This is a genomic window from Streptomyces sp. NPDC059785, from assembly GCF_042732375.1.
Classification (GTDB): domain Bacteria; phylum Actinomycetota; class Actinomycetes; order Streptomycetales; family Streptomycetaceae; genus Streptomyces.
In genome coordinates this window covers 1-25,477 of the sequence record NZ_JBHWHV010000045.1, presented here as the reverse complement: position 1 = coordinate 25,477, position 25,477 = coordinate 1, and the positions used below count along the sequence as shown (strand labels likewise).

The following is a 25,477-nucleotide window of genomic DNA, read 5'->3' as shown; positions in this document are numbered from 1 at the left end:
CGTCGGGTGTTCGGGCTACTGAGTGCGCTCGCGGCGTGCCCTGATGGCGGTGAGGTCGAGATCGACGGGGAACGGGGCGGCCACCTTCATGCGCTCCCGGAAGATCCCGACGCTGGTGTAGGCGCCGGTGGTCGGCTCCAGCTCGAAGGCGTGCACCACGGCGAGGCCCTTCTCGTTCTCGACGCGCCAGTAGTGAGGGATGCCCGCGCGGGCGTACTTGAGCGGCTTGGTCTGGCGGTCGCGGGAGACGGAGTCGGCGGAGACGACCTCGACGGCGAGGAGGACGGCTTCGGCGGGGAGACGGGTCTGGTCCCAGCTTTCGATCACATCGCCGCGGACGACGATCCCGTCCGGCTCGGGACGGTTCTGGCGGTCGATGTCGATGGTGAACCGGCAGAGCACCTCGAGATCTCCGGGAGCCGACACTTCGAGCCCCCGCCTGAAGACACAGACCGCACGTGAGTGGAAATGGCTCTGCGGGCACGCGAAGACCAGACTTCCGTCGATCAGCTCCGTGTGCGGCGGCAGATCCGGAAGCCGGTCGAGGTCGTCGGCGGTCCAGCCGCCCTCGGGCGGTCTGGGCCAGGCGGGCGCGGACGTCTCGGGCCGGCTGCTCACGGGTGTGTCCATGGAACGGAGTTTCGCCGGGCGTTTCGGATGGCGGGGCGCGAGGTCAGGGATCTCCCGCGTACGTGTGAACGAGTGCCGTGTCTTGACGCGGTGCCGCGGTCCCGTGCCGTTCCGAAGTGGGCGGCCTGTGGATAAGTCCGTGGGTGTCGGTGCGGGCCCCTATCGTGGACGCAGTGGTCGAGGAGGCCGGACGTACGGGGGACGGGACGATGAGCGGGACGGGTGTGATGACCGACATGGAGGCGCCGGCGGGACCGGCCGGAGCGGGCGGGACGCCGGACGGCGGTGACAGCGAGGCGCGCGCCACGCTGCACCGGATCTTCGGGTACGAGGCGTTCCGCGGGCAGCAGGAAGAGATCATCGAGCATGTGGTGACCGGCGGCGACGCCGTGGTCCTCATGCCGACCGGCGGCGGCAAGTCGCTCTGCTACCAGATCCCGGCCCTGGTCAGACCCGGTACGGGTGTGGTGATCTCCCCGCTGATCGCGCTGATGCAGGACCAGGTCGACGCCCTGCGGGCACTCGGCGTCCGCGCCGGGTTCATGAACTCCACGCAGGACTTCGACGAGCGCCGCGTGGTGGAGGCGGAGTTCCTCGCCGGTGAGCTGGACCTGCTCTATCTGGCGCCGGAGCGGCTGCGTCTTCAGGGCACGCTCGATCTGCTGTCGCGCGGGAAGATCTCGGTCTTCGCGATCGACGAGGCGCACTGTGTCTCCCAGTGGGGCCACGACTTCCGCCCCGACTACCTGGCCCTCTCCCTGCTGGGCGAGCACTGGCCCGACGTCCCGCGCCTCGCGCTGACGGCGACCGCCACGCACGCCACGCACGAGGAGATCACCCGGCGTCTGCACATGCCGGACGCCCGCCACTTCGTGGCCAGCTTCGACCGGCCCAACATCCAGTACCGCATCGTCCCCAAGGCCGACCCCAAGAAGCAGCTGCTGTCCTTCCTGCGCGAGGAGCACGCGGGCGACGCGGGCATCGTCTACTGCCTCTCGCGCAACTCGGTCGAGAAGACCGCCGAGTTCCTCTCGCGCAACGGCGTCGAGGCGGTGCCGTACCACGCGGGTCTCGACGCGGGCACCCGCGCGGCGCACCAGTCGCGGTTCCTCCGCGAGGAGGGCCTCGTCGTGGTGGCGACGATCGCCTTCGGGATGGGCATCGACAAGCCGGACGTCCGGTTCGTCGCCCACCTCGACCTGCCCAAGTCGGTCGAGGGGTACTACCAGGAGACGGGCCGTGCGGGCCGCGACGGAATGCCCTCGACGGCGTGGATGGCGTACGGGCTGCAGGACGTCGTCCAGCAGCGCAAGCTCATCCAGGGCGGTGAGGGCGACGAGGCGTTCCGCCGCCGGGCGGCCGCGCACCTGGACTCGATGCTCGCGCTGTGCGAGACGGCCCGGTGCCGGCGCTCCCAGCTCCTGGTCTACTTCGGCCAGGACCCGCAGCAGAGCGGCTGCGGCAACTGTGACACCTGTCTGACCCCGCCCGAGACCTGGGACGGCACGGTCGCCGCGCAGAAGCTGCTCTCCACGATCGTCCGGCTGAAGCGGGAGCGGGGGCAGAAGTTCGGAGCGGGGCAGATCGTCGACATCCTGCTCGGCCGGCGCACGGCCAAGGTGATCCAGTTCGACCACGACCAGCTCTCCGTGTTCGGCATCGGCGAGGATCTGCCCGAGTCCGAGTGGCGGGGCGTGGCACGGCAGCTGCTGGCCCAGGGCCTCCTAGCGGTCGAGGGGGAGTACGGGACGCTGGTGCTGACCGAGGCCAGCGGGTCGGTGCTGCGCGGCGACCTTCAGGTGCCGCTGCGCAAGGAGCCGCCCAAGCCGGTGTCGTCGCGGTCGGGGTCCGGTTCGGGCCGGGGCGAGCGCAAGGCGAAGGCCGCGGCGGCCGAGCTGCCCGCGGAGCTGGTGCCCGTCTTCGAGGCGCTGCGTTCCTGGCGCGCGGAACAGGCCAGGGAACAGGGCGTCCCGGCATACGTGATCTTCCACGACGCCACGCTCCGGGAGATCGCCACGCTCGCGCCGGCCTCGGTGGCCGAGCTGGGCACCATCAGCGGAGTGGGCGAGAAGAAGCTGACGACGTACGGGGAGGGAGTACTCGCGGTGCTCGCCTCGCTGAACGGGGCCTCCGGTGCGGCGGCCGACAGAGCACCCGGTGCCGGGTCCGGCGGGTCCGGTGCGGCACCGGACCCGGACTGGCCGGAGCTGGACGCCGAGCCGGAGCCGGAGGACTGGATATAGGGGACGCCCGGTCGAGCCGGAGGGCCGCCCCGCCGAGCTGGGCGGGCGGCCGGTCCGGCAGGGGTCACAGTGCGCGTGCGGCGTAAGCCCTGACGTCCGCGTCACTGTCCGACGTCGCCGTGGCGAGGGCCGCGAGGGCGTCCTCACGGGCTCCCGCGCGCAGATCCTCGCCGGTGCCCGCGCGTGCGTCCTCGCCGGTCCCGGCGTGGCGTACGAGTGACAGGACGGCGGCCTTGCGGACGTCGCCGTCCGGGTCGGCGAGGGCCTTGGCCAGCGCGGGTACCGCGGTCCCGGCGTCCGCGCCGGACAGGGCGGTGGCGCCGCCGGCCCGGACCTGCCAGGCGGTGGCGGCGCCGGCCCGGCTGCCAGGCCCGGCCGGCCTGCGCGGCGACGGCACGGGCGGCGAGATGGTCCGGGCAGCCGGTGTTCGAAAGCGCGCGCGTCGTGCGAGGCGCGGCTAGAGGGCGCGGCGCAGTCGGCCGCTCATGGTGATGCGGTCGCCGCGGAAGCGGATGAACTCCAGGTCCACGGGGCGGCCGTCCGCGAGGTGGGTGAGCCGTTCCAGCATCAGCACGGCCGAGCCGCGCGGTGCCTGGAGCACGGCCGCGGAGTGCGCGTCCGCGTTCACGGCCTCCAGGGTGATCTCGGCGTGCCCGAGCGGCCGGCCGGTGGCCGTCTCCAGCAGGCGGAAGACGTCCGTGTTCTCCAGGTCGGCGCCGAGCAGGGCGGTGCCGACGTCGAGCGGGATGTAGGTGAGGTCGAGGGAGAGGGGAGGCCGTCGAGGCGGCGCAGGCGTTCGATGTAGAGGACGTCGGCGCCGGGCGGTACGCGCAGGCGCTCGGCGACCGGGGCGGGGGCGGCCACCGGGCCGACGGTCCGTACCTCGTTGCTGACCTGGCCGTGTTCGCGAAGGGTCTCCGCGAGTCCCATCAGCCGGTCGGGACCGTGCGGGTACTTCTGGGCGACGACGACCGTGCCGACGCCGGGCACGCGGGCCACCAGGTCCTCGGCACGCAGCAGGTCGAGGGCCTGGCGGACGGTGTTGCGTAAGGCGCGGTAGTCGGCGCCGATGGCCGCCTCGTGGGGCAGGGTGCCGTCGGGGAAGCCGCCGGTCAGCACCTGGTGGCGGAGCAGATCGGCGAGCTGCCGAGCCCGGTCCGCACGCAGCCGGCGCCGGTGGGCGGCGACGGTGGTCGCGCCCGGACCGGCGTGCTCTCGGATGCGTTCGGCAGGCATGCGACGGACCCTGCCGACGGGGTGCGGGTTGTGGTGTTGCGGCAGTGTTGCGCCACTTGGGGTGGCCGCTGGCGTGGCGTTGACCTGGGGTTTTGGGAGAGGGGGCGGGAAGATCTGCCACTGCGGGGGCGAGGCGCGGGTGCGAGTGCCGGTGCCGGTGCGGAGTGGGGGTGGGGCGCGGGCTCGCGGGCCGGGGCGTGCGCTGCGAGTCGGAGCCCCGGCCCCGGAAGAGACTCAGGGGCCCGGCACGGTGCTCGGGGTGATCCTGCCGGTCACCTCGCCGAGGCCCACCCGGGTGCCGTCCGGGCCCGGTGCCCACGCCGCGAGGGTCACCTCGTCGCCGTCCTCCAGGAAGGTCCGCTTGCCGTCGGGGAGTTCGAGGGCGTCGCGGCCGTTCCAGGTGAGCTCCAGCAGCGAGCCGCGCTCGTGCCGTGCCGGGCCGCTCACGGTGCCCGAGGCGAAGAGGTCGCCGGTCCGCAGGGAGGCGCCGTTGACCGTCAGGTGCGCGAGTTGCTGGGCGGCCGTCCAGTACATGGTCGAGAAGGGTGGTTCGGAGACCACCTGGCCGTTGATCGCGATCGAGATGCGGAGGTCGTATCCGCCGGGCTCCTCCGGGGAGGCGGGGGCGGAGTCAGAGGCGGAGGGGGAAGGCGCGGCGGAGTCGTCCAGGTACGGCAGCAGAGGGTGCGTGCGCTCAGGGGGTGCCACGCGTGCGTCCTCCAGTGCGTCGAGCGGGGTGATCCACGCCGACACCGAGGTGGCGAAGGACTTGCCGAGGAAGGGGCCGAGGGGCACGTACTCCCATGCCTGGATGTCGCGGGCGGACCAGTCGTTGAGGAGGCAGAGGCCGAAGACGTGGTCGCGGAAGCCGGACAGCGGGACGGGGGTGCCCATGGGCGAGGGGGTGCCGACCACGAAGCCGACCTCCGCCTCGATGTCCAGACGCACCGACGGGCCGAAGACCGGGGTCTCGTCGCCGGGCGTCCTGCGCTGGCCCGACGGGCGGATCACCTCCGTGCCCGACACCACGACCGTGCCGGACCGGCCGTGGTAACCGATGGGCAGGTGCTTCCAGTTGGGGGTGAGTGAGTCCGCCGCGTCGGGGCGGAAGATCTGGCCGACGTTACGGGCGTGGTTCTCGGACGCGTAGAAGTCGACGTAGTCCGCGACCTCGAAGGGCAGGTGCAGGGTGACCTCGGAGAGGGGGTAGAGCAGCGGCTTCACTGTTTCCCGGTGCGCGGGGACCGTCACCCAGGCGGTGAGCGCGCGGCGCACGTCGGACCAGGCGGTGCGGCCGGCCGCGAGCAGGGGGTTCAGGGTCGGCCGGGCGAGGAGCGTCTCGTAGGGGGAGCCGAGGGTGCGGGCTGCCGCGCCCGCGTCGAGTACGTGGTCGCCCAGGCGGACGCCGATCGAGCGGTCGGTGCCTGCCGCCGGGCGGGAGAAGACGCCGTACGGGAGGTTGTGCGGGCCGAAGGGGTCGCCCTCGGGGACGTCGAAGGGGGGCATGGGGTGTGTGCCTCGCTTTCGTGTGCGCCAAGTGGTGGGGGCAGCATGTGGCTTGGGTGCGGCGCCTGTCCTGGGACACGTTACGTCGGAGTCCGGCTCGTACGGCAGTGTCTAAAGGGTTCTTAATGTCCGGAAAGGGGTTGTCGGAGGGGGTAGTTCCGGGCTTAGCGTCCTTTGGGGGACACGGACGGGGTGGGTCCGGTCTGTAGGGGGGACTCAAGGGGGACTCGTGGGGGGACCCGTGGCCAGGAGTGGCGGCAGCGTTCCGTTCGGCGTGCCGTTCGGAGTGGCGCGCGACGCGAGACGCGATGGCGCCCGCGATGGCGCTTGCGATGGCGTTCGTGACGTCGTCCGCGATGGTGTTCGTGACGTTGCTGGTGACGTCGCTCGTGACGTTGCCCGTGACGTCGCCCGTGACGGCGCGCACTGCGTGGCGCGCCGTGTGGCGCGCGATGTGCCGGGGCTCATCGTCAAGTTCGGTGACTATCCCCTGCACCACGGTGGGGTCGGTGCCATTCGCAGTCTGGGCCGGCTGGGCGTGCCGATGTACGCCATCACCGAGGACCGGTACACACCCGCCGCCGTCTCGCGCTACCTTCGCCGCGCCTTCGTCTGGCCGACCACCGGTACGGAGGCGCCCGAGCGGCTCGTCGAAGGGCTGCTGCGGATCGGCCGGCGCATCGGGTGCCCCACCGTGCTCGTACCGACGGATGAGGAGGCCGCCGTGCTGATCGCCGAGCATCAGGGGGTGCTCGGCGCGGACGGCCGGTTTCTGTTTCCGCGCGTCGCGGCCGGGTTGCCGCGTTGTCTGGCCAGTAAGCAGGGGTTGCACGAACTGTGTTCGGAACACGGCATCCCCAGCCCGGCGACGGTCTTTCCGCGCTCCTACGACGACATCGCGGCCTTCGCGGAGACGGCCCGTTTCCCGCTGGTGGCCAAGAACCGTGAGGCGTTCCTCCGCCGCAGCCGGCCGGCGGTGCACGGGACGACGCGCGTCGCGACGCGGGAGGGGCTGCTGCGGCTCGCCCGTGGCTGGGGGGAGCGGCCCGGGGTGATCCTCCAGGAGTACCTGCCGAGAGAGGAGGCGGAAGACTGGATCGTGCACGCGTACTTCGACGCCGAGTCGGCACCGCTCGCCATGTTCACGGGCGTCAAAATGCGGTCCTGGCCTCCGCACGCGGGCATGACGGCGAACGCGTACGTCGTGGACAATCCGGAACTCGCGGACCTTGCCGTGCGTTTCGTCAAGCAGATCGGGTTCAGTGGTGTCGTCGATCTCGATCTGCGGTTCGACCGGCGCGACGGGCAGTACAAGCTGCTCGACTTCAATCCGCGCATGGGGGCGCAGTTCCGGCTCTTCGAGAGTGAGTCGGGGGTCGATGTCGTCCGTGCGATGCATCTGGACCTGACCGGGCGCGCCGTTCCGGAGGGGGAACAGCGCGTCGGTCGCCGTTACGTCGTGGAGAACATCGACCTGCCCGCCCTGCTCGCCTACCGGCGCAGTGGTTACACGACCCCGCACGCTCCGGCCCGCGCCAGTGGTACGGAGCTGGCCTGGTTCGCGCGTGACGATCTGCGGCCGTTCTTCACGATGCTCGTGCGGCTTGTGCGGCCGGGGGTCAGGCATCTCTTTCAGCTGTGGCGGATGTGGCGGATCGGTCGACGGGCGGACCGGTCCACGGGGTGAGGGCACGGGTGAGGACACGGGGGCAACGGCTCGTAAGTGACGTCCGGGGAAGGGGCGTCCGGAAGTGACGTCCTGGGGAGGGCGTCCTGAGGAGGGGGCTTCGTGAAAGGACCCGTAGCAGTCATCGGTGCCGGGCCGTTCGGCCTGTCCACCGCAGCGCATCTGCGGGCGCGCGGCATTCCGGTGCGCGTCTTCGGCGAGACCATGGTGAGCTGGCGCGAGCACATGCCCGAGGGGATGCTGCTCAAGTCGACGCCCGCCGCGTCCAGCATCGACGCGCCGCAGCCGGGGCACACCCTCGTCGACTACTGCGACGCGGCGGGGTTACCCCGGCTCGTCGCCGACGAGGACATCATTCCGGTGGAGACGTTCATCGGGTACGGGGAGTGGTTCCAGCAGGAGCTCGTGCCCGGGGTGGAGCGGGTGCGGGTCGTCTCCGTGGATCGTGGGGGAGGGGACGGCAGCGGAGGCGGGGGCCAAGGGTTCGCGTTGAAGCTGGACTCCGGGGAGCTGTTCACCGCGCGGGCCGTCGTGGTCGCGACCGGGTTGTCCGGGCTCGACCATCTGCCCGCGGAGCTGCGGGGCGCCGCGGTCGACGGGCCCAGTCCGACGGGGCCCGTCTCGCACAGCTCCCAGCATCATGATCTGCGCCGGTTCGCCGGGCAGGAGCTCATCGTCGTTGGGGCGGGGCAGTCCGCCCTGGAGACCGCGGTGCTCGCGGCGGAGGCCGGGGCGCGGGTGCGGGTCGTTTCCCGGGGGCGGGGTGCGGTCGCCTTCGGCGCGCCGCCCTGGGAGCAGTCGCGGCTGCGGCCCGAGTCGCCCTTCGGGCGTGCGTGGTCGCTGTACGCGCTCAGTTACTACCCGCACCCGTACCGGTATCTGCCGCCGCAGACCCGGCACTTCCTGGTGCGCCGGATTCTCGGGCCGCTCGGGGCGTGGTGGCTGCGGGAGCGGTTCGAGGGGAGAGTCGGGGTGCGCGAGGTCGAGCGGATCGCCGGGGCGGGGGTCGTGGGGGGTCGTCCGGTGCTCGCCGTCCGTACGTACGGTGGCCGGGAGGAGGAGCTGTCCGCCGATCACGTCATCGCGGCGACCGGCTACCGGGTCGACATCGCGGCGATGGACTTCCTCGGGCACGAGTTGCGGACGCGGCTCGCGGTGAGCCGGGGGACGCCCAAACTCGGTGCCGGGTACCGGTCTTCCGTGCCGGGGCTGTACTTCACGGGGTTGCCGGCGGCGGCTTCTTACGGGCCTGTGATGCGGTTCGTGTGCGGTACCGAGTTCGCCTCGCGGCGGCTGGTGCGGCATCTGGTGCGGGTGCACGGCTGAGCCGGGCGTCTGACGGGCGCGTGCCCGTATGACGTGGGTCGGGGCTGCTGTGCCGGTGCTTCCGTCTGTCGCTTGTGGGTTGGGGCTGCTGTGCCGGTGCTTCCGCCTGTCGCTTGTGGGTCGGGGCTGCTGTGCCGGTGCTTCCGTCTGCCGCTTGTGGGTCGGGGCTGCTGTGCCGGTGCTTCCGTCTGTCGCTTGTGGGTCGGGGCTGCTGTGCCGGTGCTTCCGTCTGTCGCTTGTGGGTCGGGGCTGCTGTGCCGGTGCTTCCGCCTGTCGCTTGCGGGTCGGGGCTGCCGTGCCGGTGCTTCCGCCTGTCGCTTGCGAGGTCGCCCGGCCTCGTGAGAAAGGTGCCCTGTCGGTACGACCACGCAATCGACGGGCATTTGATGTACCGGCACGGCCCCTCCCGTGCGTACGCGACCGCGGGTGCTCGGTGGCCGGGGGCGTGCGTCCGGTTGTGTTCTACGTACCGGGTACGGCTGCCGATGCGGTACTTACGACACAACCGGCTTCCGCTGCGGGATGTGTCTCCTGTTGCTGTCGGGATACGGGACGTCGTCCGGTTCCCGCCGGGGCGTTGAGGTCCTTCGATCCGTATTCTTCGGATCATGGCCGCTCCCCTTGCATATTCACTCATCGCCACCGACCTGGACGGGACGCTGCTGCGCGGCGACGACACGCTCTCCGATCGGTCGCGGGCCGCGTTGGCGAGAGTGGCCGGGGCGGGTGCCCGGCATCTGGTGGTGACGGGCCGTCCGGCGCCGAGGGTGCGGCCGCTGCTCGAGGATCTCGGCTGCGAGGGGCTCGCGGTGTGCGGGCAGGGCGCGCAGTTGTACGACGCCGGCGCGCGCCGTCTGCTGTGGTCGGTGACCCTGGACCGGGAGCTTGCGGAGACCGCGCTCGGCAAGATCGAGGCGGAGGTCGGGCAGGTCTTCGCGGCCGTCGACCAGGACGGTGTGGACGGGCTCACGCTCATCGAGCCCGGTTATCTGATGCCGCATCCGACGCTGCCCGCGGTGCGGGTGCCGCGGCGTGACGATCTGTGGGCCGAGCCGATCAGCAAGGTGCTGCTGCGGCATCCCTCGCTGTCCGACGACGAGTTGGCCGCGGTGGCCCGGATGACGGTGGGTTCGCTGGCGACCGTCACCATGTCGGGGCCCGGCACCGTCGAACTCCAGCCATGTGGCGTGACCAAGGCGACCGGTCTCGCGCTGGCCGCCCGACACCTCGGTCTGTCGCCGTCCGCCACGATCGCCTTCGGTGACATGCCCAACGACATCCCGATGTTCGACTGGGCCGCCCACGGCGTCGCCATGGCCAATGCCCATCCCGAGCTCAGAGCCGTCGCCGACGAGATCACCCTGTCGAACGAGGAGGACGGCATCGCCGTCGTCCTGGAGCGGTTGTTCCCCGGCGGGCGCGACCCGTTGCAGTAGGCCGCGCCCGCCGGGGGGTCTGTCAGTAGGCGCCGAAGACGTTGTCGATGGAGCCGTACTTGGCGGCGGCGTAGTTGCAGGCCGCCGTGATGTTCGCGACCGGGTCGTACGGGTCCGTCGCCGTGCCTTCCACGTGGTACGCGTTGAAGGTGGGGTCGATGACCTGGAGCAGACCCTTGGACGGCGTGCCGGCGACGGCGTTGCTGTCCCAGTTGTTGATGGCCTGCGGGTTGCCCGACGACTCGCGGATGATGTTGCGGTAGATGCCGTCGTAGCTGCCCGGGATGCCCTTCTGGGCCATGATGTCCAGGGCTTCCCGGATCCAGCCGTCCAGGTTGTCCGTGTACGTCTTGGCGCCGGCCGTCGTGGTCGTCGTCGTGGAGGCCGTGGTCGCCTTGGTCGCGGCTTCCGTGGTCGTCTTGACGGTCTTCGTGCCCACCGTCAGTTCCAGGCCCGGCTTGATCGCCGACGGGTTGCTGCCGATGACCGCGCGGTTGGCCTCGTACAGGTCCTTCCAGCCGCCGCTGGTGTGCTCGCGGGCGATCTTGGACAGGGTGTCGCCCTCCGCCACCTTGTAGGTGACGAGCTGGACCTGCGGGGTGGTGGTCTTCGCCGGCTCCGCGGCCTGGGCCCCCGTCGCGCCCACGATCGGGAGTGCGATCGCGGCCGAGCCGGTGCCGGCGGCGATGATCCCGCGGGTCAGGAGGTTGAGTCTGGTGCGGCGGTGCTTGCCTCGTGCGGTCATGGCGCATTCCTCTCCGGCGCCTGCGAGGTGAGCTGTCGGGTTCGGACTGGAGATGTCCGGCCGCATTCGTGCGACTTGACCCCTAGCCGTCCCGGATGTCCGGGGCGGCGACTTACCTGGGTCCCCCGCTCCTGCCGTGGATGAGTGGTCGGGTCTCCGGGCGGCGGCAGGATTCGGCGGTCCGCTCGGATCGACGAGAACGTATGCGACTGCACATGCCCGAAACAAGACCCGATCTCCCCTCTCGGGGTTTTTGACCTTGACGAAGGAGGGGGTGATTCGCCCTATTCGACTGGAATGATTTGCTCAACTTGCCTTTTGTGAAAGGCGGGAACGCGGGGACGGGTTTAGGGGGCGACGCGTTGCCCGGGGTGACTCATTTCACGCGTTGATGGGTGAGTAATGCCGCAATGAGGGTAAGTCGGGCATTTTGGTTCGGGCGAAGAGTTTGCGGGGGGTGGAGTGAAACCGGATACGGCGTTAACTCGTCGTTCGGGTATGCGATTTGAGTCGGGGGGCGGGCGGCTCCGGTCCCGGTCGGGGTCGGGGCGCGCCGACGGGGTGGGGTGAGGGGGAGCGGGGGCGGAGCGGTGATGATCAAGGGGCAGCGAGTGGGCGGGGAGGGTGAGGGTTGTGCAGAAGGTGGCCAGGGGGGCGGGGATCCGTCCTGGTGAATCGGTGCATGTCGGGGCGAAGTCGCAGATCAAGGGCATACCGGTCGTGATCCACTACTGGCCGGACGGGACTGCGCCTTCCGGCCGGGGGGAAGTGGGGTACGGGGGCGGGTGGGCGCTCGCGGTGATCGAAACGTGACCGGATACGCTGACTTGAGTGATGGCAGCGACACATCGACAAACCGTGTCATCGACCGAATGATCGACCGAGTTCGCCATGTGATCGTCAGCAGACAGGAGAACCTCTCGTGACCGTCGTCGGGCCGTTCGGGCTGAGCGTGCGGGACCAGGCTCTCGAAGCCGATGTCCAGGCCGGATTGGCGGCTGTCGAGGAAGGTTTGCTCGAAGCCACCAAGAGCGGGGTCCCCTTCATCACCGAGGCCGCCCAGCACCTCGTGCGCGCGGGCGGCAAGCGGTTCCGGCCGCTGCTCGTGATGCTCGCGGCGCAGTTCGGCGACCCGTACGCGCCGGGTGTCGTGCCCTCGGCCGTGGTGGTCGAGCTGACCCATCTCGCCACGCTGTACCACGACGACGTGATGGACGAGGCGGACGTGCGGCGCGGGGTGCCCAGCGCCAATGCCCGCTGGGACAACTCGATCGCCGTCCTCACCGGCGACTTCCTCTTCGCCCGCGCCTCGCACATCCTGGCCGACCTCGGTCCTGAGGCCGTCCGGGTCCAGGCCGAGGCCTTCGAACGGCTGGTCACCGGGCAGATCCTGGAGACCGCGGGACCGCGTGACGAGCGCGACCCCATCGACCACTACCTCGACGTGCTCGGCGGCAAGACCGGCTCCCTCGTCGCCGTCGCCTGCCGGTTCGGCGCGATGATGTCCGGCGCCGACGAGACCGTCGTCGACGTGCTCACGCAGTACGGCGAGCGCCTCGGGGTCGCCTTCCAGCTCGTCGACGACGTGCTGGACATCGCCTCCGACTCGCACGAGTCCGGCAAGACGCCGGGGACCGACCTGCGCGAAGGCATCCCCACCATGCCGGTGCTGCGGCTGCGCGAGCGCGTGGAGCGGCTCGGGCTTCCCGAGGACATCGCGCTGAGCGAGCTGCTCGACTCCGACCTCGCCGACGACGCCCGGCACGCCGAGGCCCTCGCCCGGCTGCGGGTCCACCCCGCGCTGGAGCAGGCCCGCCGGGACGCCGTGCGCTACGCGGAGGAGGCCCGGGCCACCCTCGTACCGCTCCCGGAGTGCGACGCCAAGGCGGCGCTGGTGGATCTTTGCGACGCGGTGGTGCACCGGGCCGGCTGAGCCGGGGCTCGAGGGGCGCGCTGTGGTGCAGGTCACATGCCTGGACTGAGTCCAAGGTGAGATCCGTTCCGTATTGCCGTACAGAAGCTGACGCAGGGGGCGTCGGCCGGGATACGGGGAGAAATCGGAATGAAGCGATCCGAGGGTGTCGGTGATGTGAGGCGGCGCAGGAGGCTCTTACCGGTCGGCTTGACCGCTGTCGCCGCCGCCGGTGTCGTCGCCACCGCCGCCGTTCTTCCGGGCGCCGCCGGGGGTGGCGGTCAGCATGCCGCCCGGCACGCCGGGCATGCCGGGCACGAAGGGCACGAAGGGCAGTCGGGTGCGGTGCCCAGCCAGGCGGTCGAGGCGCGGAGTGAGAGCGGTAGTGGGAGCGTGCGCCGGGGCGTCATCTTCGCCGCCGCGCTCCGCGGGGCCAACGAGGTGCCCGTGGCGGGCGGGCCCGCCGTCGGCGACAAGGACGGCGCCGCCCTGGAGTTCGTCGAGGTGCGGGGTGACAAGGTGTCCGTCGCCGTGACCTGGCGCGGCACCGGCAAGCCCACCATGCTCCACATCCACCAGGGCGCCAGGGGCAGCAACGGCGGCGTCAAGGTGGACTTCACCGGGCTGCTCACCAGGGCCAAGGGGCACAGCGTCAGGGGCACCGTGAAGGTCGAGGACGCCGCGCTGCTGGGGAAACTGAAGAGCGACCCGGGTGCGTTCTACGCCAATCTGCACACCACGGAGTTTCCGGGCGGCGCCGTCCGCGGTCAGCTCCACGGCGTCACCACCGGTTTCGACTTCCGGCACGCCTTGGGCAACTTCCAGGCGTCCGTGGTCGAGGGCGAGCAGATCTACGAGTGCAAGCAGGCCGAGGGCGGCGGGTACGCCTTCGCCCAGCGGGACGTCAGCGCCGTGCTCGGCGGCCGTATCAGGCACTCCTTCGTGCGGCCCGACTCCGGTACGCCGCAATGGATCGCGCCCGACCGCAGCGCGGTCACCGGCGCGGTGATCACCAAGACCCCGAACGGTGACGGGAACATCCCGGAGCTGGACCTGAAGGCGACGCAGTCGGGCCGGCACCACGGGCTGCTGGCGGACACCGCGGAGATCCTGCGGCTCAACACCGTCGGCGGGGTCGCCCCGTCCGGGAGCTGTACGCCGGGCGCCGTCGTGGGCGTGCCCTACCGGGCCGACTACGTCTTCGTGCGGAACTGAGCCGGGACCGGGCGCCGGACCCCTAAGGGGCGGGGGAGGCGCCGTCCGCCGGTGTCATACCGGAGCAGTACGCGGAGTTGGGTCCCGGGTCTGACGCTTCACGCTGGCCGATTTGGTCAGATGGAAAGCACCACTCCTCATCAATTCGGGTGAGAATGGCGGCTGAGGAGTGGATGGCACAGTGACTGCACGCCGCCGCCGACGACGGAGGTAAGGGCACACATGGCACCGTACGAATCCGAGGACCCGTTGACCGACGAGGCCGACGACGTGCGCGCGGGCCGACGCAGGGCCGCACGGTACGTCGTCCCGGTCGCAGTGGTGGGCGTGGCGGCGGCGACCATCGGGCTGGTCCCGGCGCTCGCCGACTCCGGCGACCCCGATCTGCCGGAGATCACCGCGCAGCAACTCATCGAGAAGATCGCCGCGTCGGACACCCAGCGGCTGTCCGGCACGGTCAAGATCAGCACCGACCTCGGGCTGCCCAGCCTGGGCGGTCTGGAGAGCGGTCTCCTCCCGGGCTCGGCCGGCGGGAAGGGCGGTTCCTCCGCCGACCCGTCGACCAGGCTCACGGAGCTCGCCTCGGGCACGCACACGCTGCACGTCGCCGCCGACGGCCCCGACAAGGCCAAGGTCTCGCTGCTCGACAAGGCCGCCGAGTACAGCGTGATCCACAACGGCGGCGACGTCTGGGCTTACGACAGCGAGTCGAACGAGGTCTACCACGCGACCGCCCCCGAGACGGGGGCCGCGGGCAAGGACCAGAAGGGGAACGAGGCGGCGGACGTCCCCGCCACGCCCAAGGAGCTCGCCGAGGAAGCCCTGAAGGCGGCCGACGACACCACCTCGGTCACCGTCGACGGCACCGCCCAGGTCGCGGGCCGCGACGCCTACAAGCTGCTGATCGAGCCGAAGCAGTCCGGCTCCACGGTCGGCGCGATCACCGTCGCGGTGGACGCGAAGACCGGTACGCCGCTGAAGTTCACGCTCACCCCGTCCAGCGGCGGCGCGGCCGTCGTGGACGCGGGCTTCACTCAGGTCGACTTCGCCAAGCCGGCCGCCTCCACCTTCGACTTCACCCCGCCGAAGGGCGCGAAGGTGACCGAGGAGGAGGACGCGGCGGGCACCGGCGGCGGAGACAAGGCGCACAAGTGGTCCGACAAGTCCGGCAAGCCCGGAACCTCCGGCGCTTCCGGTGCCTCCGGTGAAGGGCTCGCCAAGGGGCTCGAAGGGGTGAAGACCACCGGCGAGGGCTGGACCACCATCGCCGAGTTCAACGTGGGCGGCCAGGGCCTGGCATCGGAGTCCTCAAAGTCCGCCGGAGGCAGCCAGCTCTCCGGGTTCCTCGGCTCCCTCGGCGACCAGGTGAGCGGCAAGTTCGGCTCGGGCACGGTCTTCTCGACCCGCCTGGTCAACGTGCTCATGACGGACGACGGCAAGGTGTACGCCGGCGCCGTCACCAAGGACGCGCTGGTCAAGGCGGCGGACTCGGCCGCGAAGTGACCCGTCCCGTACGGGCGGCACGCATGCGATAGCGCGAGGACGAGAGGACGAGGGAGCGCATGGAGGGACTGTCCGCCGCGGAATCCGCGCCGGGGGACACGGTGATCGCCACGCGCGCGCTCACCAAGCGGTACCGCGGTGGACAGCTCGCCGTCGACGGTCTCGACCTGACCGTCCCGGCGGGCAGCGTCTTCGGCTTCCTCGGGCCCAACGGCTCCGGCAAGACGACCACCATCCGCATGCTGATGGGGCTCATCGAGCCGACGTCCGGCACGGCGCGCGTACTGGGGCGGCCGATGCCCCGGGCCTCGCGCGCCGTGCTCCCGCACGTGGGCGCCCTCATCGAGGGGCCCGCGCTGTACGGGTTCCTCTCCGGGCGAGACAACCTCCTGCGGTACGACGCCGCCGACCCGGCCGCCGACCCGCGCACCCGGCGTACGCGCGTGGCGGCGGCCCTCGACCGGGTCGGGCTCACGGCCGCCGCGGGCAAGAAGGCCAAGGCGTACTCCCTCGGTATGAAGCAGCGGCTGGGGATCGCCGCCGCGCTGCTCCAGCCGCGCCGCCTGCTCGTCCTGGACGAGCCGACCAACGGTCTCGACCCGCAGGGCATGCGGGAGATCCGCGCCCTGGTCAGGGAGCTGGCCTCGGACGGCACCACCGTCTTCCTCTCCTCCCATCTGCTCGACGAGATCGAGCAGGTGTGCACGCACGCGGCCGTGATGGCGCAGGGGCGGCTGATCACGCAGGGCGCGGTGGGAGAACTGGCGGCCGGCGCGCGCGGGCGCCTGGTCGTGACCACCCCCGACCCCGGGGACGCCGCCCGCGTCCTGAAGGAGCAGGGTGTGACCGACCTCGTCGTGACGGAGACGGGCGTGACGGCCGAACCGCCGGACCGCGAACTCGCCGACCTCAACGCCGCGCTGGTCACGGCGGGGGTCCGGGTCCGCGGCTTCACGGTGGAACGGGCCTCCCTGGAGGACGCGTTCGTGGCGCTGACCGGGGAGGGCTTCGATGTCGCGGGCTGAGGACGTATCGACAGCCGCTCGTCCCGAGCCCCCGGCGGGGGGCGCGGGCGCCGCGTCGGCCGTGCGGACGGGCGCGGGCGCCGCGTCGGCCGTGCGGGCGCCGAGTCCGCTCTGGAGCCTCGGGCTGTTCCGCAGCGAGCTCGTCACCACCTTCCGGCGCTGGCGGACGCTCGCGCTGCTGGCCGTACTCGCCGCCGTGCCGGTGCTCATCGGTGTCGCCGTAAAAATCGAGACCAGTGACGGAGCGGGTGCGGACGGCGCGGGCGGACCGGGCCCGGCCTTCATCTCCCAGGTCACCAACAACGGGCTGTTCCTGGTGTTCACGGCGCTCGCCGCGACGCTGCCCTTCTTCCTGCCGATGGCGATCGGGGTCATCGGCGGCGACGCCATCGCGGGCGAGGCCAACGCGGGCACCCTGCGGTACCTGCTCGTCGCGCCCGCGGGCCGCACCCGGCTGCTGATCACCAAGTACGCGACCACGATGACGTTCTGCCTGGTGGCGACGCTGGTGGTGGCGGTCTCGGCGCTGGTGACGGGTGCGGTGCTGTTCCCGCTGGGCGAGCTGACGACGATCTCCGGGACCCGGATCACCTTCGCCGAGGGGCTCGGCCGGGCCTTCTTCATCGCGCTGCTCGTCGCCGCGTCGCTGATCGGCGTGGCGGCCCTCGGCCTCTTCGTCTCGACCCTGACCAACAGCGGTATCGCGGCGATGGCGACGACGGTCGGCCTGCTGATCACGGTGCAGATCCTCGACCAGATCCCGCAGCTCCACGCCCTTCAGCCGTACTTCTTCTCGCACTACTGGCTGTCCTTCGCCGACCTGATGCGCGAGCCCGTGTACTGGGACGACCTGATCCGGAACCTGGAGCTCCAGGCCCTCTACGCGGCCGTCTTCGGCTCCGCCGCGTGGGCCCGCTTCACGGCCAAGGACATCACGGCGTAGCGGCCGCCCTCGTGACCCCCGTGACCTGCGCGGCCTGCTCGGCGCTCTCGTAAGGGAAGCGGGCGAACGGCGGCTCCCCGGAGAAGAACGTCTTCGCCCGGGCCGGCGCCGCCGAGTCGCCCAGTACGTCCCCGGGCCTGCTGCCGTTGCCCAGCAGCACGCCGCCGAACCGCATGCCCATGTACGCGGCCGAGTTGTTCAGCGTGCCGACCAGCGGGGCGGCGACCTCCTCCTCCCGGTGCGCCAGGGCCGTCACGCCCCAGAGGGTCCGCCCGGCCATCGTCGCCTTGAAGCCGAGGCCGGGCGTGCGCAGCCAGCCCGACCAGTGGTCCAGGTAGCGCTTGGTCTGCGCGGAGACCGAGTACCAGTACAGCGGCGAGGCGATGACGATGTCGGTCGCCGCGAGCGTGGCGTCGAGCAGCAGGCCCGCGGGGCCCTCCGTGGGGCGTACGTGGTCACTGTCGTGCCGCAGGTCCGCGAACTCGGGCAGCGCCGGCTCGGCCAGGTTCAGCCACCGCTGCTCCACGTCGCCGGGCAACTGCTCGGCGGCCCGGCGGGCCAGCAGCTCCGTGTTGCCGCCGGTGCGGCTGCTGCCCAGGAGGAAGAGGAAGGAACGGGACACGGTGACCCTCCGAACGGTCGGCGCGCGATGGCCGGCGCGCGACGGCTTTATGCGCGTGCAGTATATGCACGCGCATCCAATCGTCGTCCAGGGGCCAGAGGCCAGGCGTCAGAGGCCAGGCGCCAGGGGGCAGGCGTCAGGGGCCCGGCGTCAGGCGTCAGGGGCCAGGGACCAGTGGGCAGCGGCCAGGCGTCAGGCTTCCGTCACCGGGAAACCTTTCTGCCGGTCGCCGGGTCCGCTCCCGCGCCGGTGAGCCGGGCCAGTGGGGCGCACTCGCGCGGCGGCTCCCCGGCCAGGTCGCCGAGGCGCCACGCGGGCACCCAGGGCACGTGGTAGACGTCGACCAGCGCCTCGATCGCCTTGACGCCCTGGGCGAGCGGCCGCGGCAGCCGTCCGGGCGCGTCCGCGACCAGGACGACCGCGTCCAGGTCGAGTTGCGGCGGTGCCTCGCCCCGCCGGAAGGTCTCCAGGGTGTGCGCGACCGAGTCGAGCCCGGCGGCGTGCGTACGGGCCACCAGCAGCACCGAGCCCGGCTCGCCCGCGTCGGGCCGCGGCCAGTTGCGGCCCGCGTCGTGGCCGCCGAAGACGGCGGCGAGCGTCGTGGCGCCCGCGCCGCCGTGCGTGGCGACCCAGGCGAACCGCCGCGGGGTGACGGCGCCCTGGGCCGGCGGTGACTGCTGCGGCCCCGCCCCGGCGACCGGGCCGCGGATCCACACCTCGGGCCCCTCGGCCCCCTGCCCTGCCATCCCCTGCATCGCCACACTCCTCGTCGTCGCCATCGATCTTCCCCGTGCCCCGACGGACCCGGTAACGGGGCGTCGGCCCCTTGGGACGAGCCTGTGACGCCCTGGTTACCCAGGAAACGGGGGAGAGCCGCGAGACTCAACCCACAGGCACGATCACCTGGGACGGTACGGTCACCGCTGCGGCAACCGCACGGTGCCCCTCCACCGCACCGCCGCGGTGAGAACGACGGAGGAACGGTTGATGCGTACGAGGTTCGAAACCGGCGCGCCGCCCCGCCGTGCCCTCGTCGCGGGGCGCCACGGCAGACCCGACACACACCCGCGAGCCTGTGTCTTCCGGGAACCGGCACGTCCGGGTACGGGCCCGTCGTCCTCCCCTTCCTCCGCTGACCGACCCGAGTGAGGGAATTGATGTCTCGATTCAGCCGCGAACACAAGCGGGAACTCAAGCGGGAGCAGCGGCAGTCGGCCTCGGCCGCCGCCGGTGCGGGGGCCGGGGCCGGGGCCGCGGTGGCCCCCATCGAGGTCCATGTGCCCGTGGCCGCCGTCGCCGCGAGCGGCGGGCGGGCCGCGGCGGGGCAGGGGCCGACGGTCGGCGGGATGCCGGTCGTCGCGGCTCCGGGCGAGGCGGTCCAGGACGCCGTCCTCAACTACCTCCACCGCATCGCCCTCGCCACCGGCCACCCCGTCCTCGCCCGGGTCCACGACGAGAACATCGGTTACGTCGTTCCCCTCCAGATGTACGTCGACGGGTCGACCGAGTACGCGGGCGAACCGGTCCGGGTGGGGGCGGGGGCGGGCCCGTCGGACAGGTCCTCCGGCGCGCGGGGGCCCGTACCCGCGGCCCGCCCGGAGGGTGCCGCGGTCGTCCCGCCCCGGCCGCCCGCGCCGCCCGCGAGTGACGTCCCGGCCGCGAGTGACGTCCCGGCCGGTGCCGGTGCCGGTGCCGGTGTAGGTGCCGGGGACGCCGTGCCGTCCGGGCCGCGGCGGGACAAGGCCACGCATGTCCTGCGCGCGCTGGAGGGTCCTGCGCCCGCCGCCGTCACACCGCCGACGTTCCCGCTGCGTGCCGTACCGGAGCCGGAGCCGAAGCGGGCGCGGCAGCCGGAACCGGCGGCGGGCGGCGACGCGGCCGCGAGGCCCGGACAGGGCTCCGCGCCGCGGCCGGGTCCGGGCGCCTCGACGTACGTTCTGCGGGCGGTACCGGAGTCCGCGGCGGGCGCCGTCGGGCCGGTGGCCGGCCGGTCCGGTCAGCCAGGTCAGCCCGGTCAGCCAGGTCTCCCGCTGACCACGCCGGGTGGCCCCGTACCGTCCCCGGACGCCGACACCGACGCCGACGACGAGGCCGCACCGGCGTCGGCAGCCGCGCCCGCGCCCGCGTCCGTTCAGGGCACGCCTCCGGGGACCGTCGTGCCGCCCACGGGGGAGTTCGGTCCCGCCACCGACATGGTGCCGCTGGCGGCGCTCGAACCCCTGCCCCGCCCCGAGACTCCGCAGGTTCCCCAGGTCCCGGTGGCCTGGGAGCCGCCGCGGCCGCCCGGGACGGGCTCGGCGTGGGTCCCGCCCCCGGCCGTCCAGGACCCGGCCCCCGAACCGGCGTCGGACCGCACTCCCGAGCCGACGACCGAGCCGGAGCCCAAGTCCGAGCCCGAGCCGGAGTCCAAGTCGGCGTCCGACCTCGCGCCTGAAGCGGTGTCCGGGGACGACGGCCGCTCGGCGTTCGAGCGGGAGTCCGAGCCGTACTCCGCCCCCGAGTGGAAGGTGCCGCCCTCGTCCGGGCTCATCCCGACGATCCAGACGGAGACGGACCCGGAACCGCAGCCCGCCCCGGAGTGGAAGGCCACCCCGATCTCCGGCGGCACCGACGTCTCCGAGGCCGACCCCGCACCGGAGGCCGCCCGCGAACCGAAGGCCGACCCGACCCGGCAGGCCGCTCCCGGTCCCGGTCCCGGTGCCCGTGCCGGCGTGGATGCCGGTCCCGCTCCGCTCCCCGAGCCCGCCCCGATCTCCGTACGGTCCGCGTCCGCGTCCGCCTCGAAGCCGCGGCCGGTTCTCGAACCGCTTCCGGAGTTCGAGGCCGAGCCGGACCCCAAGCCGACCCCGGCCCGCGGGTTCGACGCGGTGGCCGAGGCGGTGCTGGCGCCGGAGGGGGAGGCCGAGGACGCGGACGGGGCGGCGCCCTCGCCGTTCGCCGGGTCCGTCGCGCAGATCAACGAGGCGGTGAAGCAGGGCCGGATCGAGGAGGCCGCGGGGATGGCCGAGCAGGCCATAGCCGAGGCGTCCGCGACCTGGAACCCGGAACACCCCGAGGTGCTGAAGCTGCGCGAACTAACCGCATACATCGCCTACTTGGCCGGTGACGCGCTCAGGTCGTTCCATCTCTCCCTCGACCTCGCCCGGCTCCGCAGGCGCCAGTCCGACCAGGGTGCCGCGTACGGCAATGTGCAGAGCGCCGCCGCGGCCTGGCGCGCCGTTCGGGACCCGTTGCAGGGGCTCCAGCTCGGGCGCGACCTGATCGGCGTGTGGAGCGAGCTCGTGGCCGACGGCGGGCCCGCCGCCGACGACTCGGAGCAACTGGAGAGCGCCCGCAACCGGATGGGCCGCCTCACCGAGCGCGCCCGCGCCCTCTCGGGCAACCCGTACACCCGTAACCCGCGCCGCTCGGAGCGGTGACCGCGCGGGCCCGGGGCGGAACCGGACCGCCCCGGGCCGCCGTACGGTGTCCGGAGGCCCGAAGCGGCCGTGCGGTGTTACGCCGACAGCTCCCACACCGCGTACGCCAGGGCGTCACCGTGCCGGTCGAGTGCCGTGTCGTTGATGTTGGACGAGGTGTCGCAGGACGAGTGGTAGCAGGCGTCGAACGCCTTGCCCGCCGTGCCGCCCCACTTCGCCGCCTGGGCGGTCGTCTTGATGTAGTCGGCGCCGCTGAACAGGCCGCCGACGGGGATGCCCGCGCTCTTGAAGGGCGCGTGGTCCGAGCGGCCGTCGCCCTCGGTCTCGATCTCGGTGGAGACGCCGATCCCGGTGAAGTAGGCCTTGAAGGTCTTCTCGATGGTGGGGTCGTCGTCGTAGACGAAGTAGCCGGGGTTCGGCGAGCCGATCATGTCGAAGTTGAGGTAGCCGCTGATCCGGGAGCGGTCGGTGGTCGACAGGCCGTTGACGTAGGTGCGGGAGCCGATCATGCCGAGTTCCTCGGCGCCCCACCAGGCGAACCGGAGATGCTTGGTGGGCTGGTAGTTCGCGCGGGCCACGGCGAGGGCCGTCTCCAGGACCGCCGCCGAGCCGGAGCCGTTGTCGTTGATGCCGGGGCCCGCCGTCACACTGTCCAGGTGGGAGCCGGCCATGATCACCTGGCCGGTGTCGCCGCCGGGCCAGTCGGCGATCAGGTTGTAGCCGGTGCGCCCGCTGGACGTGAACTGCTGGACGGTCGTGGTGAACCCGGCCGCGTCCAGCTTGGCCTTGACGTAGTCGAGCGACGCCTTGTAGCCGGTGCGGCCGTGCGCGCGGTTGCCGCCGTTGGCGGTGGCGATGGACTGGAACTGGGCGAGGTGTGCCTTGACGTTCGCCACGGGGAGGTCGGGCGCGGCGGCCACTGCCGGTCTCGCGGCAGGGGCCGCCCCGGCTATGGACCCGCCGGCGAGCAGCGCGGCGACGGTGACGACCGCGGTGGCCGAGGCACGCCCGGGAACGGAGAGCTTCATGTGGGGGGGCTCCGAATTCCGTCGGGATCCCGGGCACGCTCCTGGGTCGTGCGAGGACGGTGGTCCGGGATTGACCCGGGGGTGGTCCGGGATTCCACAGTGAATGGGGTGCCTGGATGGTGAAGCCGGGACTGACGTGAGGTCAAGAGCGCTATTCGGTCACAGACGTTCGCAATGCGGAGTCGGCGGCGATCGCGGTCTTTTCGGCCGCGGTCGTCCTGTCCTCGGCGGTACCGCCGTATGCGGAGGCCCCCGCACCGAGCGCCCGCGCCGCGCGCCGCGCCGTCCGCAGTGCGTCGAAGGTGAGCAGCGACAGCGCGAGCCAGACCAGCGCGAACCCGGCCCAGCGCTCGGGCGGCATCGCCTCGTGGAAGTAGAAGATCCCGAGCAGGAACTGGAAGACCGGCGCCAGGTACTGGAGCAGCCCCAGCGTGGAGAGCGGTACGCGGATCGCGGCGGCGCCGAAGCAGACCAGCGGGATCGCGGTCACGATGCCCGTCGAGGCCAGCAGCGCCGCGTGGTCCGCGCCGTCGGCCGTGAACGTCGAGTCGCCGCGGGCGCTCAGCCACAGCAGATAGACCGCCGCGGGCACGAACTGCACCGCCGTCTCGGCGGCCAGCGACTCCAGGCCGCCGAGGTTGACCTTCTTCTTCGCCAGCCCGTACGTGCCGAAGGAGAAGGCGAGGCACAGCGAGATCCACGGCGGCCGGCCGTAGCCGATGGTCAGCACGATCACCGCCGCGAAGGCGACGCCCACCGCCGCCCACTGCGCGGGCCGCATCCGCTCCTTGAGGACCAGGACGCCCAGCGCGATGGTGACCAGCGGATTGATGAAGTAGCCGAGCGACGCCTCCACCACGTGGCCGCTGTTCACGGCCCAGATGTAGACGCCCCAGTTGACCGTGATCACCGCGGCGGCCACCGTGACCAGGGCCAGCTTGCGGGGCTGGCGCAGCAGCTCGCCCAGCCAGGCCCAGCGCCGCATGACCAGCAGGACGACGCCGACGACCGCCAGGGACCACACCATCCGGTGGGCCAGGATCTCGACCGCCCCGGCGGGCTTCAGCAGGGGCCAGAAGAGGGGCACGAGACCCCACATGCCGTACGCCGCGAAGCCGTTCAGCAGGCCTGTCCGCTGCTCGCCCTTCGACTGCCCGGTCACCGGCACCTCCCTGTCCTCAGGCTGCCCGCGTGCAGCCTTCCCGAAGGTAGCGCCGAGGGCCCCCGCGCGTCATGTCCGTATCGGCATACGGTCATGACGGACGGGGGCGTGCGGACACCCGGGCCGGATGCGGCGGCCGGGCGCGGTGGCCGGGCGAGGTGGCCGGGCGAGGTGGCCTGGCGCGGGGTCAGGTCTCAGCCCTTGAGCGCCGCCGCGATCGAGTCGCCGATCGGCGTGGTCGGGCGGCCGATGAGCCGGGCCAGCTCGCCGTCCGTACGGGCGAGGCGTCCGCGCGCGATGGCCGCGTCCACGTCCACCAGGATCGCGGCGAACTGCTCGGGCAGCCCGGCGCCGGTGAGGATGGACTGAAGCACCTCGGCGGGCACATTGTTGTACGCGATCTCCTTGCCGGTCCGCGCGCTCAGCTCGGCCGCGTACTCCGCGAAGCTCCAGGCCACGTCGCCGCTCAGCTCGTACACCCGGTTCTCGTGCCCCTCGCCGGTCAGTACGGCGACGGCCGCCGCGGCGTAGTCGGCGCGCGCGGCGGAGGCGACCCGGCCCTCGCCCGCGCTCGCCACGACCGCGCTGTGCTCCAGGACGGGGGCGAGGTTCTCGGTGTAGTTCTCGCTGTACCAGCCGTTGCGCAGGAAGGTGTACGGCAGCCCGGAGTCGAGGATCGCCTGCTCGGTGACCTTGTGCTCGGCGGCCAGCTCGAAGTCGGCCTCGGGCCCGCCCAGGATGCCGGTGTACGCGAGCAGTGCGACGCCCGCCTCCTTCGCGGCGTCGATCACGGCCCGGTGCTGGGCGGCGCGCTGTCCGACCTCGCTGCCGGAGATCAGCAGCACCTTGTCGCCCGCGGCGAAGGCGCCCTTCAGGGTCTCCGGAGCGCTGTAGTCCGCGACGCGCAGCTCGACGCCGCGCTCGGCGAGGGGCGCGGCCTTCTCCCGGTCGCGGACGACGGCCACGACCTCGGCGGCCGGGACCTGCTCCAGCAGTCCGTCGATGACGAGGCGGCCGAGGTGGCCGGTGGCTCCGGTGACGACGATGCTCATGGCTGATTTCTCCCTTGGCGGTAGCTTCGGCACTAACGCTAACGCGGGCACTAACTGCGGGAAAGTACCCACTTCAAAGTAAGGTACTGGCATGAAGGTGAGTGAAGAGATATCGCAGAAGCCGGTTCCGCCGGTTCCGCCGCTTTCCGGCAGCGCGATGTTCGGTGGCGACGGTGATCAGATGTGCCCCCACCGGCTGGTCCTGGAGCACGTGACCAGCCGGTGGGGCGTGCTCGTGCTGATCGCGCTCCTCGACCGCTCGCACCGGTTCAGCGAGCTGCGCCGCCGTATCGGCCGGGTCAGCGAGAAGATGCTCACGCAGACCCTCCAGACGCTGGAGCGCGACGGGCTGGTCCACCGCGACGCCAAGCCGGTGATCCCGCCCCGCGTCGACTACTCCCTCACCGGGCTCGGCCGCGAGGCCGCCGAGCAGGTGCGCGCCCTGGCCGGCTGGACCGAGCGGCGCATGGACCAGGTGGTGGCGGCCCGGGAGCGGTACGACACCGCGAAGCGGCAGGCATGAACCGGCAGGTCTGAAGCGACGACTGGCATGAACCGGCAGGTCTGAAGCGACGACTGGCCTGAGCCGGCAGGTCTGAAGCGACTGGCCTGGCGGCGGGTGCGCCCGCCGCCAGGCCATGCGCGTGGTCCGCGTCCCCTCAGCCGACGACGGTCCAGGTGTCCCCGCCCGCCAGCAGGGTGGCGAGGTCGCCCTTGCCGTTGTGTTCGATGGCGGTGTCGAGCTGGTCGGCCATCTGGGTGTCGTAGACGGGGCGGTCGGTGTCGC

At 72.1% G+C, this 25,477-nt stretch carries 21 protein-coding genes, 2 pseudogenes and 1 riboswitch; of the genes and pseudogenes, 11 read left to right on the top strand and 12 right to left on the bottom strand.

Going from position 1 to position 25,477, the window contains the following annotated elements; genetic code table 11:
* Window positions 1-15 precede the first annotated feature (15 nt).
* The gene (locus ACFV6E_RS29240; RefSeq protein ID WP_385465648.1) at window positions 16-630 is read right to left on the bottom strand and encodes a Uma2 family endonuclease; all 615 of its coding nucleotides are present in this window, start codon (window positions 628-630) and stop codon (window positions 16-18) included.
* A gap of 209 nt (window positions 631-839) precedes the next feature.
* Between ACFV6E_RS29240 and recQ the strand changes: the two genes are divergently transcribed.
* The gene (gene recQ / locus ACFV6E_RS29235) at window positions 840-2,873 is read left to right on the top strand and encodes a DNA helicase RecQ (protein WP_385465714.1); all 2,034 of its coding nucleotides are present in this window, start codon (window positions 840-842) and stop codon (window positions 2,871-2,873) included.
* Between the two features lie 64 nt (window positions 2,874-2,937).
* Here recQ and ACFV6E_RS29230 read toward each other — a convergent pair whose 3' ends face one another.
* The 3 genes and pseudogenes from ACFV6E_RS29230 to fahA form a co-directional block, all read right to left on the bottom strand.
* Window positions 2,938-3,270: a HEAT repeat domain-containing protein gene (locus tag ACFV6E_RS29230; RefSeq protein ID WP_385465645.1), complete on the bottom strand. Its 333-nt coding sequence runs from the start codon at window positions 3,268-3,270 to the stop codon at window positions 2,938-2,940.
* Window positions 3,271-3,330: 60 nt separating this feature from the next.
* A pseudogene (locus ACFV6E_RS29225) lies at window positions 3,331-4,109 on the bottom strand (GntR family transcriptional regulator).
* Window positions 4,110-4,343: 234 nt separating this feature from the next.
* Window positions 4,344-5,615, bottom strand: a complete 1,272-nt coding sequence (gene fahA / locus ACFV6E_RS29220; RefSeq protein ID WP_385465642.1) for a fumarylacetoacetase — start codon at window positions 5,613-5,615, stop codon at window positions 4,344-4,346.
* A gap of 430 nt (window positions 5,616-6,045) precedes the next feature.
* Between fahA and ACFV6E_RS29215 the strand changes: the two genes are divergently transcribed.
* The 3 genes from ACFV6E_RS29215 to ACFV6E_RS29205 all read left to right on the top strand — a co-directional run bounded on the left by ACFV6E_RS29215 (window position 6,046) and on the right by ACFV6E_RS29205 (window position 10,064).
* Window positions 6,046-7,302, top strand: a complete 1,257-nt coding sequence (locus ACFV6E_RS29215; protein ID WP_385465711.1) for an ATP-grasp domain-containing protein — start codon at window positions 6,046-6,048, stop codon at window positions 7,300-7,302.
* 102 nt (window positions 7,303-7,404) lie between these two features.
* Window positions 7,405-8,628 carry an FAD-dependent oxidoreductase gene (locus ACFV6E_RS29210; RefSeq protein ID WP_385465639.1) on the top strand — a complete coding sequence of 408 codons (1,224 nt, stop codon included), beginning with the start codon at window positions 7,405-7,407 and terminating at the stop codon, window positions 8,626-8,628.
* Between the two features lie 608 nt (window positions 8,629-9,236).
* Window positions 9,237-10,064: an HAD family hydrolase gene (locus ACFV6E_RS29205; RefSeq protein WP_385160506.1), complete on the top strand. Its 828-nt coding sequence runs from the start codon at window positions 9,237-9,239 to the stop codon at window positions 10,062-10,064.
* Between the two features lie 22 nt (window positions 10,065-10,086).
* On the opposite strand, the gene ACFV6E_RS29200 is transcribed toward ACFV6E_RS29205, so the two are convergent.
* Window positions 10,087-10,809, bottom strand: a complete 723-nt coding sequence (locus ACFV6E_RS29200) for a transglycosylase SLT domain-containing protein (RefSeq protein WP_385160508.1) — start codon at window positions 10,807-10,809, stop codon at window positions 10,087-10,089.
* 4 nt (window positions 10,810-10,813) lie between these two features.
* Window positions 10,814-10,966, bottom strand: a riboswitch (cyclic di-AMP (ydaO/yuaA leader).
* Between the two features lie 765 nt (window positions 10,967-11,731).
* Here ACFV6E_RS29200 and ACFV6E_RS29195 point away from each other — a divergent pair.
* A complete protein-coding gene (locus ACFV6E_RS29195) occupies window positions 11,732-12,742 on the top strand; it encodes a polyprenyl synthetase family protein (protein ID WP_385465636.1) in 1,011 nt (336 codons plus the stop codon).
* 177 nt (window positions 12,743-12,919) lie between these two features.
* Here the strand turns inward: ACFV6E_RS29195 and ACFV6E_RS29190 are convergent, their stop codons facing one another.
* A complete protein-coding gene (locus tag ACFV6E_RS29190) occupies window positions 12,920-13,048 on the bottom strand; it encodes a hypothetical protein (RefSeq protein WP_385160512.1) in 129 nt (42 codons plus the stop codon).
* A gap of 66 nt (window positions 13,049-13,114) precedes the next feature.
* On the opposite strand from ACFV6E_RS29190, the gene ACFV6E_RS29185 reads away from it, so the two are divergent.
* From ACFV6E_RS29185 to ACFV6E_RS29170, 4 genes are all read left to right on the top strand, one after another.
* Entirely contained in the window at window positions 13,115-13,936 is an 822-nt protein-coding gene (locus ACFV6E_RS29185; RefSeq protein ID WP_385465632.1) for a CHRD domain-containing protein, read from the top strand.
* Window positions 13,937-14,158: 222 nt separating this feature from the next.
* Window positions 14,159-15,439, top strand: a complete 1,281-nt coding sequence (locus ACFV6E_RS29180; RefSeq protein ID WP_385160516.1) for an outer membrane lipoprotein carrier protein LolA — start codon at window positions 14,159-14,161, stop codon at window positions 15,437-15,439.
* Window positions 15,440-15,498: 59 nt separating this feature from the next.
* A complete protein-coding gene (locus tag ACFV6E_RS29175) occupies window positions 15,499-16,464 on the top strand; it encodes an ATP-binding cassette domain-containing protein (RefSeq protein WP_385160518.1) in 966 nt (321 codons plus the stop codon).
* Window positions 16,451-17,407: an ABC transporter permease gene (locus ACFV6E_RS29170; protein ID WP_385465629.1), complete on the top strand. Its 957-nt coding sequence runs from the start codon at window positions 16,451-16,453 to the stop codon at window positions 17,405-17,407. Before ACFV6E_RS29175 ends, ACFV6E_RS29170 begins: the two co-directional genes overlap by 14 nt.
* Here the strand turns inward: ACFV6E_RS29170 and ACFV6E_RS29165 are convergent.
* Both ACFV6E_RS29165 and ACFV6E_RS29160 read right to left on the bottom strand, forming a co-directional pair.
* Window positions 17,397-18,029, bottom strand: coding sequence for a flavodoxin family protein (locus tag ACFV6E_RS29165; RefSeq protein WP_385465626.1), 633 nt, complete (start codon window positions 18,027-18,029; stop codon window positions 17,397-17,399). The two genes, ACFV6E_RS29170 and ACFV6E_RS29165, sit on opposite strands and share 11 nt — an antisense overlap.
* Window positions 18,030-18,232: 203 nt before the next feature.
* On the bottom strand, window positions 18,233-18,784 hold the full coding sequence (locus tag ACFV6E_RS29160; protein WP_385160524.1) for a DUF6668 family protein: 552 nt from the start codon (window positions 18,782-18,784) through the stop codon (window positions 18,233-18,235).
* A gap of 402 nt (window positions 18,785-19,186) precedes the next feature.
* On the opposite strand from ACFV6E_RS29160, the gene ACFV6E_RS29155 reads away from it, so the two are divergent.
* Window positions 19,187-21,448 (top strand): hypothetical protein, encoded by a 2,262-nt coding sequence (locus tag ACFV6E_RS29155; protein ID WP_385465623.1) that lies wholly within the window; start codon window positions 19,187-19,189, stop codon window positions 21,446-21,448.
* 77 nt (window positions 21,449-21,525) lie between these two features.
* Here the strand turns inward: ACFV6E_RS29155 and ACFV6E_RS29150 are convergent, their stop codons facing one another.
* The 3 genes from ACFV6E_RS29150 to ACFV6E_RS29140 form a co-directional block, all read right to left on the bottom strand.
* Window positions 21,526-22,476 (bottom strand): M28 family metallopeptidase, encoded by a 951-nt coding sequence (locus tag ACFV6E_RS29150; RefSeq protein WP_385160528.1) that lies wholly within the window; start codon window positions 22,474-22,476, stop codon window positions 21,526-21,528.
* 151 nt (window positions 22,477-22,627) lie between these two features.
* The gene (gene rarD, locus ACFV6E_RS29145) at window positions 22,628-23,638 is read right to left on the bottom strand and encodes an EamA family transporter RarD (protein WP_385160530.1); all 1,011 of its coding nucleotides are present in this window, start codon (window positions 23,636-23,638) and stop codon (window positions 22,628-22,630) included.
* 194 nt (window positions 23,639-23,832) lie between these two features.
* Window positions 23,833-24,690 carry an SDR family oxidoreductase gene (locus ACFV6E_RS29140; protein ID WP_385465620.1) on the bottom strand — a complete coding sequence of 286 codons (858 nt, stop codon included), beginning with the start codon at window positions 24,688-24,690 and terminating at the stop codon, window positions 23,833-23,835.
* Window positions 24,691-24,847: 157 nt separating this feature from the next.
* Between ACFV6E_RS29140 and ACFV6E_RS29135 the strand changes: the two genes are divergently transcribed.
* Complete coding sequence (locus tag ACFV6E_RS29135) at window positions 24,848-25,213, top strand: winged helix-turn-helix transcriptional regulator (RefSeq protein WP_385160552.1); 366 nt, start codon at window positions 24,848-24,850, stop codon at window positions 25,211-25,213.
* A gap of 136 nt (window positions 25,214-25,349) precedes the next feature.
* Here ACFV6E_RS29135 and ACFV6E_RS29130 read toward each other — a convergent pair.
* Window positions 25,350-25,477, bottom strand: a pseudogene (locus ACFV6E_RS29130) (2-oxoacid:ferredoxin oxidoreductase subunit beta); the annotation flags it as partial.

Excerpts from the sequence above, each read along its gene's own strand:
- ACFV6E_RS29205 (WP_385160506.1), top strand. The coding sequence starts at position 9,237 with ATGGCCGCTCCCCTTGCATATTCACTCATCGCCACCGACCTGGACGGG.
- recQ (WP_385465714.1), top strand. The coding sequence starts at position 840 with ATGAGCGGGACGGGTGTGATGACCGACATGGAGGCGCCGGCGGGACCG.
- ACFV6E_RS29175 (WP_385160518.1), top strand. The coding sequence starts at position 15,499 with ATGGAGGGACTGTCCGCCGCGGAATCCGCGCCGGGGGACACGGTGATC.
- ACFV6E_RS29180 (WP_385160516.1), top strand. The coding sequence starts at position 14,159 with ATGGCACCGTACGAATCCGAGGACCCGTTGACCGACGAGGCCGACGAC.
- ACFV6E_RS29150 (WP_385160528.1), bottom strand. The coding sequence starts at position 22,476 with ATGAAGCTCTCCGTTCCCGGGCGTGCCTCGGCCACCGCGGTCGTCACC.
- ACFV6E_RS29170 (WP_385465629.1), top strand. The coding sequence starts at position 16,451 with ATGTCGCGGGCTGAGGACGTATCGACAGCCGCTCGTCCCGAGCCCCCG.
- ACFV6E_RS29140 (WP_385465620.1), bottom strand. The coding sequence starts at position 24,690 with ATGAGCATCGTCGTCACCGGAGCCACCGGCCACCTCGGCCGCCTCGTC.
- ACFV6E_RS29160 (WP_385160524.1), bottom strand. The coding sequence starts at position 18,784 with ATGCAGGGGATGGCAGGGCAGGGGGCCGAGGGGCCCGAGGTGTGGATC.
- ACFV6E_RS29200 (WP_385160508.1), bottom strand. The coding sequence starts at position 10,809 with ATGACCGCACGAGGCAAGCACCGCCGCACCAGACTCAACCTCCTGACC.
- fahA (WP_385465642.1), bottom strand. The coding sequence starts at position 5,615 with ATGCCCCCCTTCGACGTCCCCGAGGGCGACCCCTTCGGCCCGCACAAC.
- ACFV6E_RS29135 (WP_385160552.1), top strand. The coding sequence starts at position 24,848 with ATGTTCGGTGGCGACGGTGATCAGATGTGCCCCCACCGGCTGGTCCTG.
- ACFV6E_RS29240 (WP_385465648.1), bottom strand. The coding sequence starts at position 630 with ATGGACACACCCGTGAGCAGCCGGCCCGAGACGTCCGCGCCCGCCTGG.
- ACFV6E_RS29155 (WP_385465623.1), top strand. The coding sequence starts at position 19,187 with ATGTCTCGATTCAGCCGCGAACACAAGCGGGAACTCAAGCGGGAGCAG.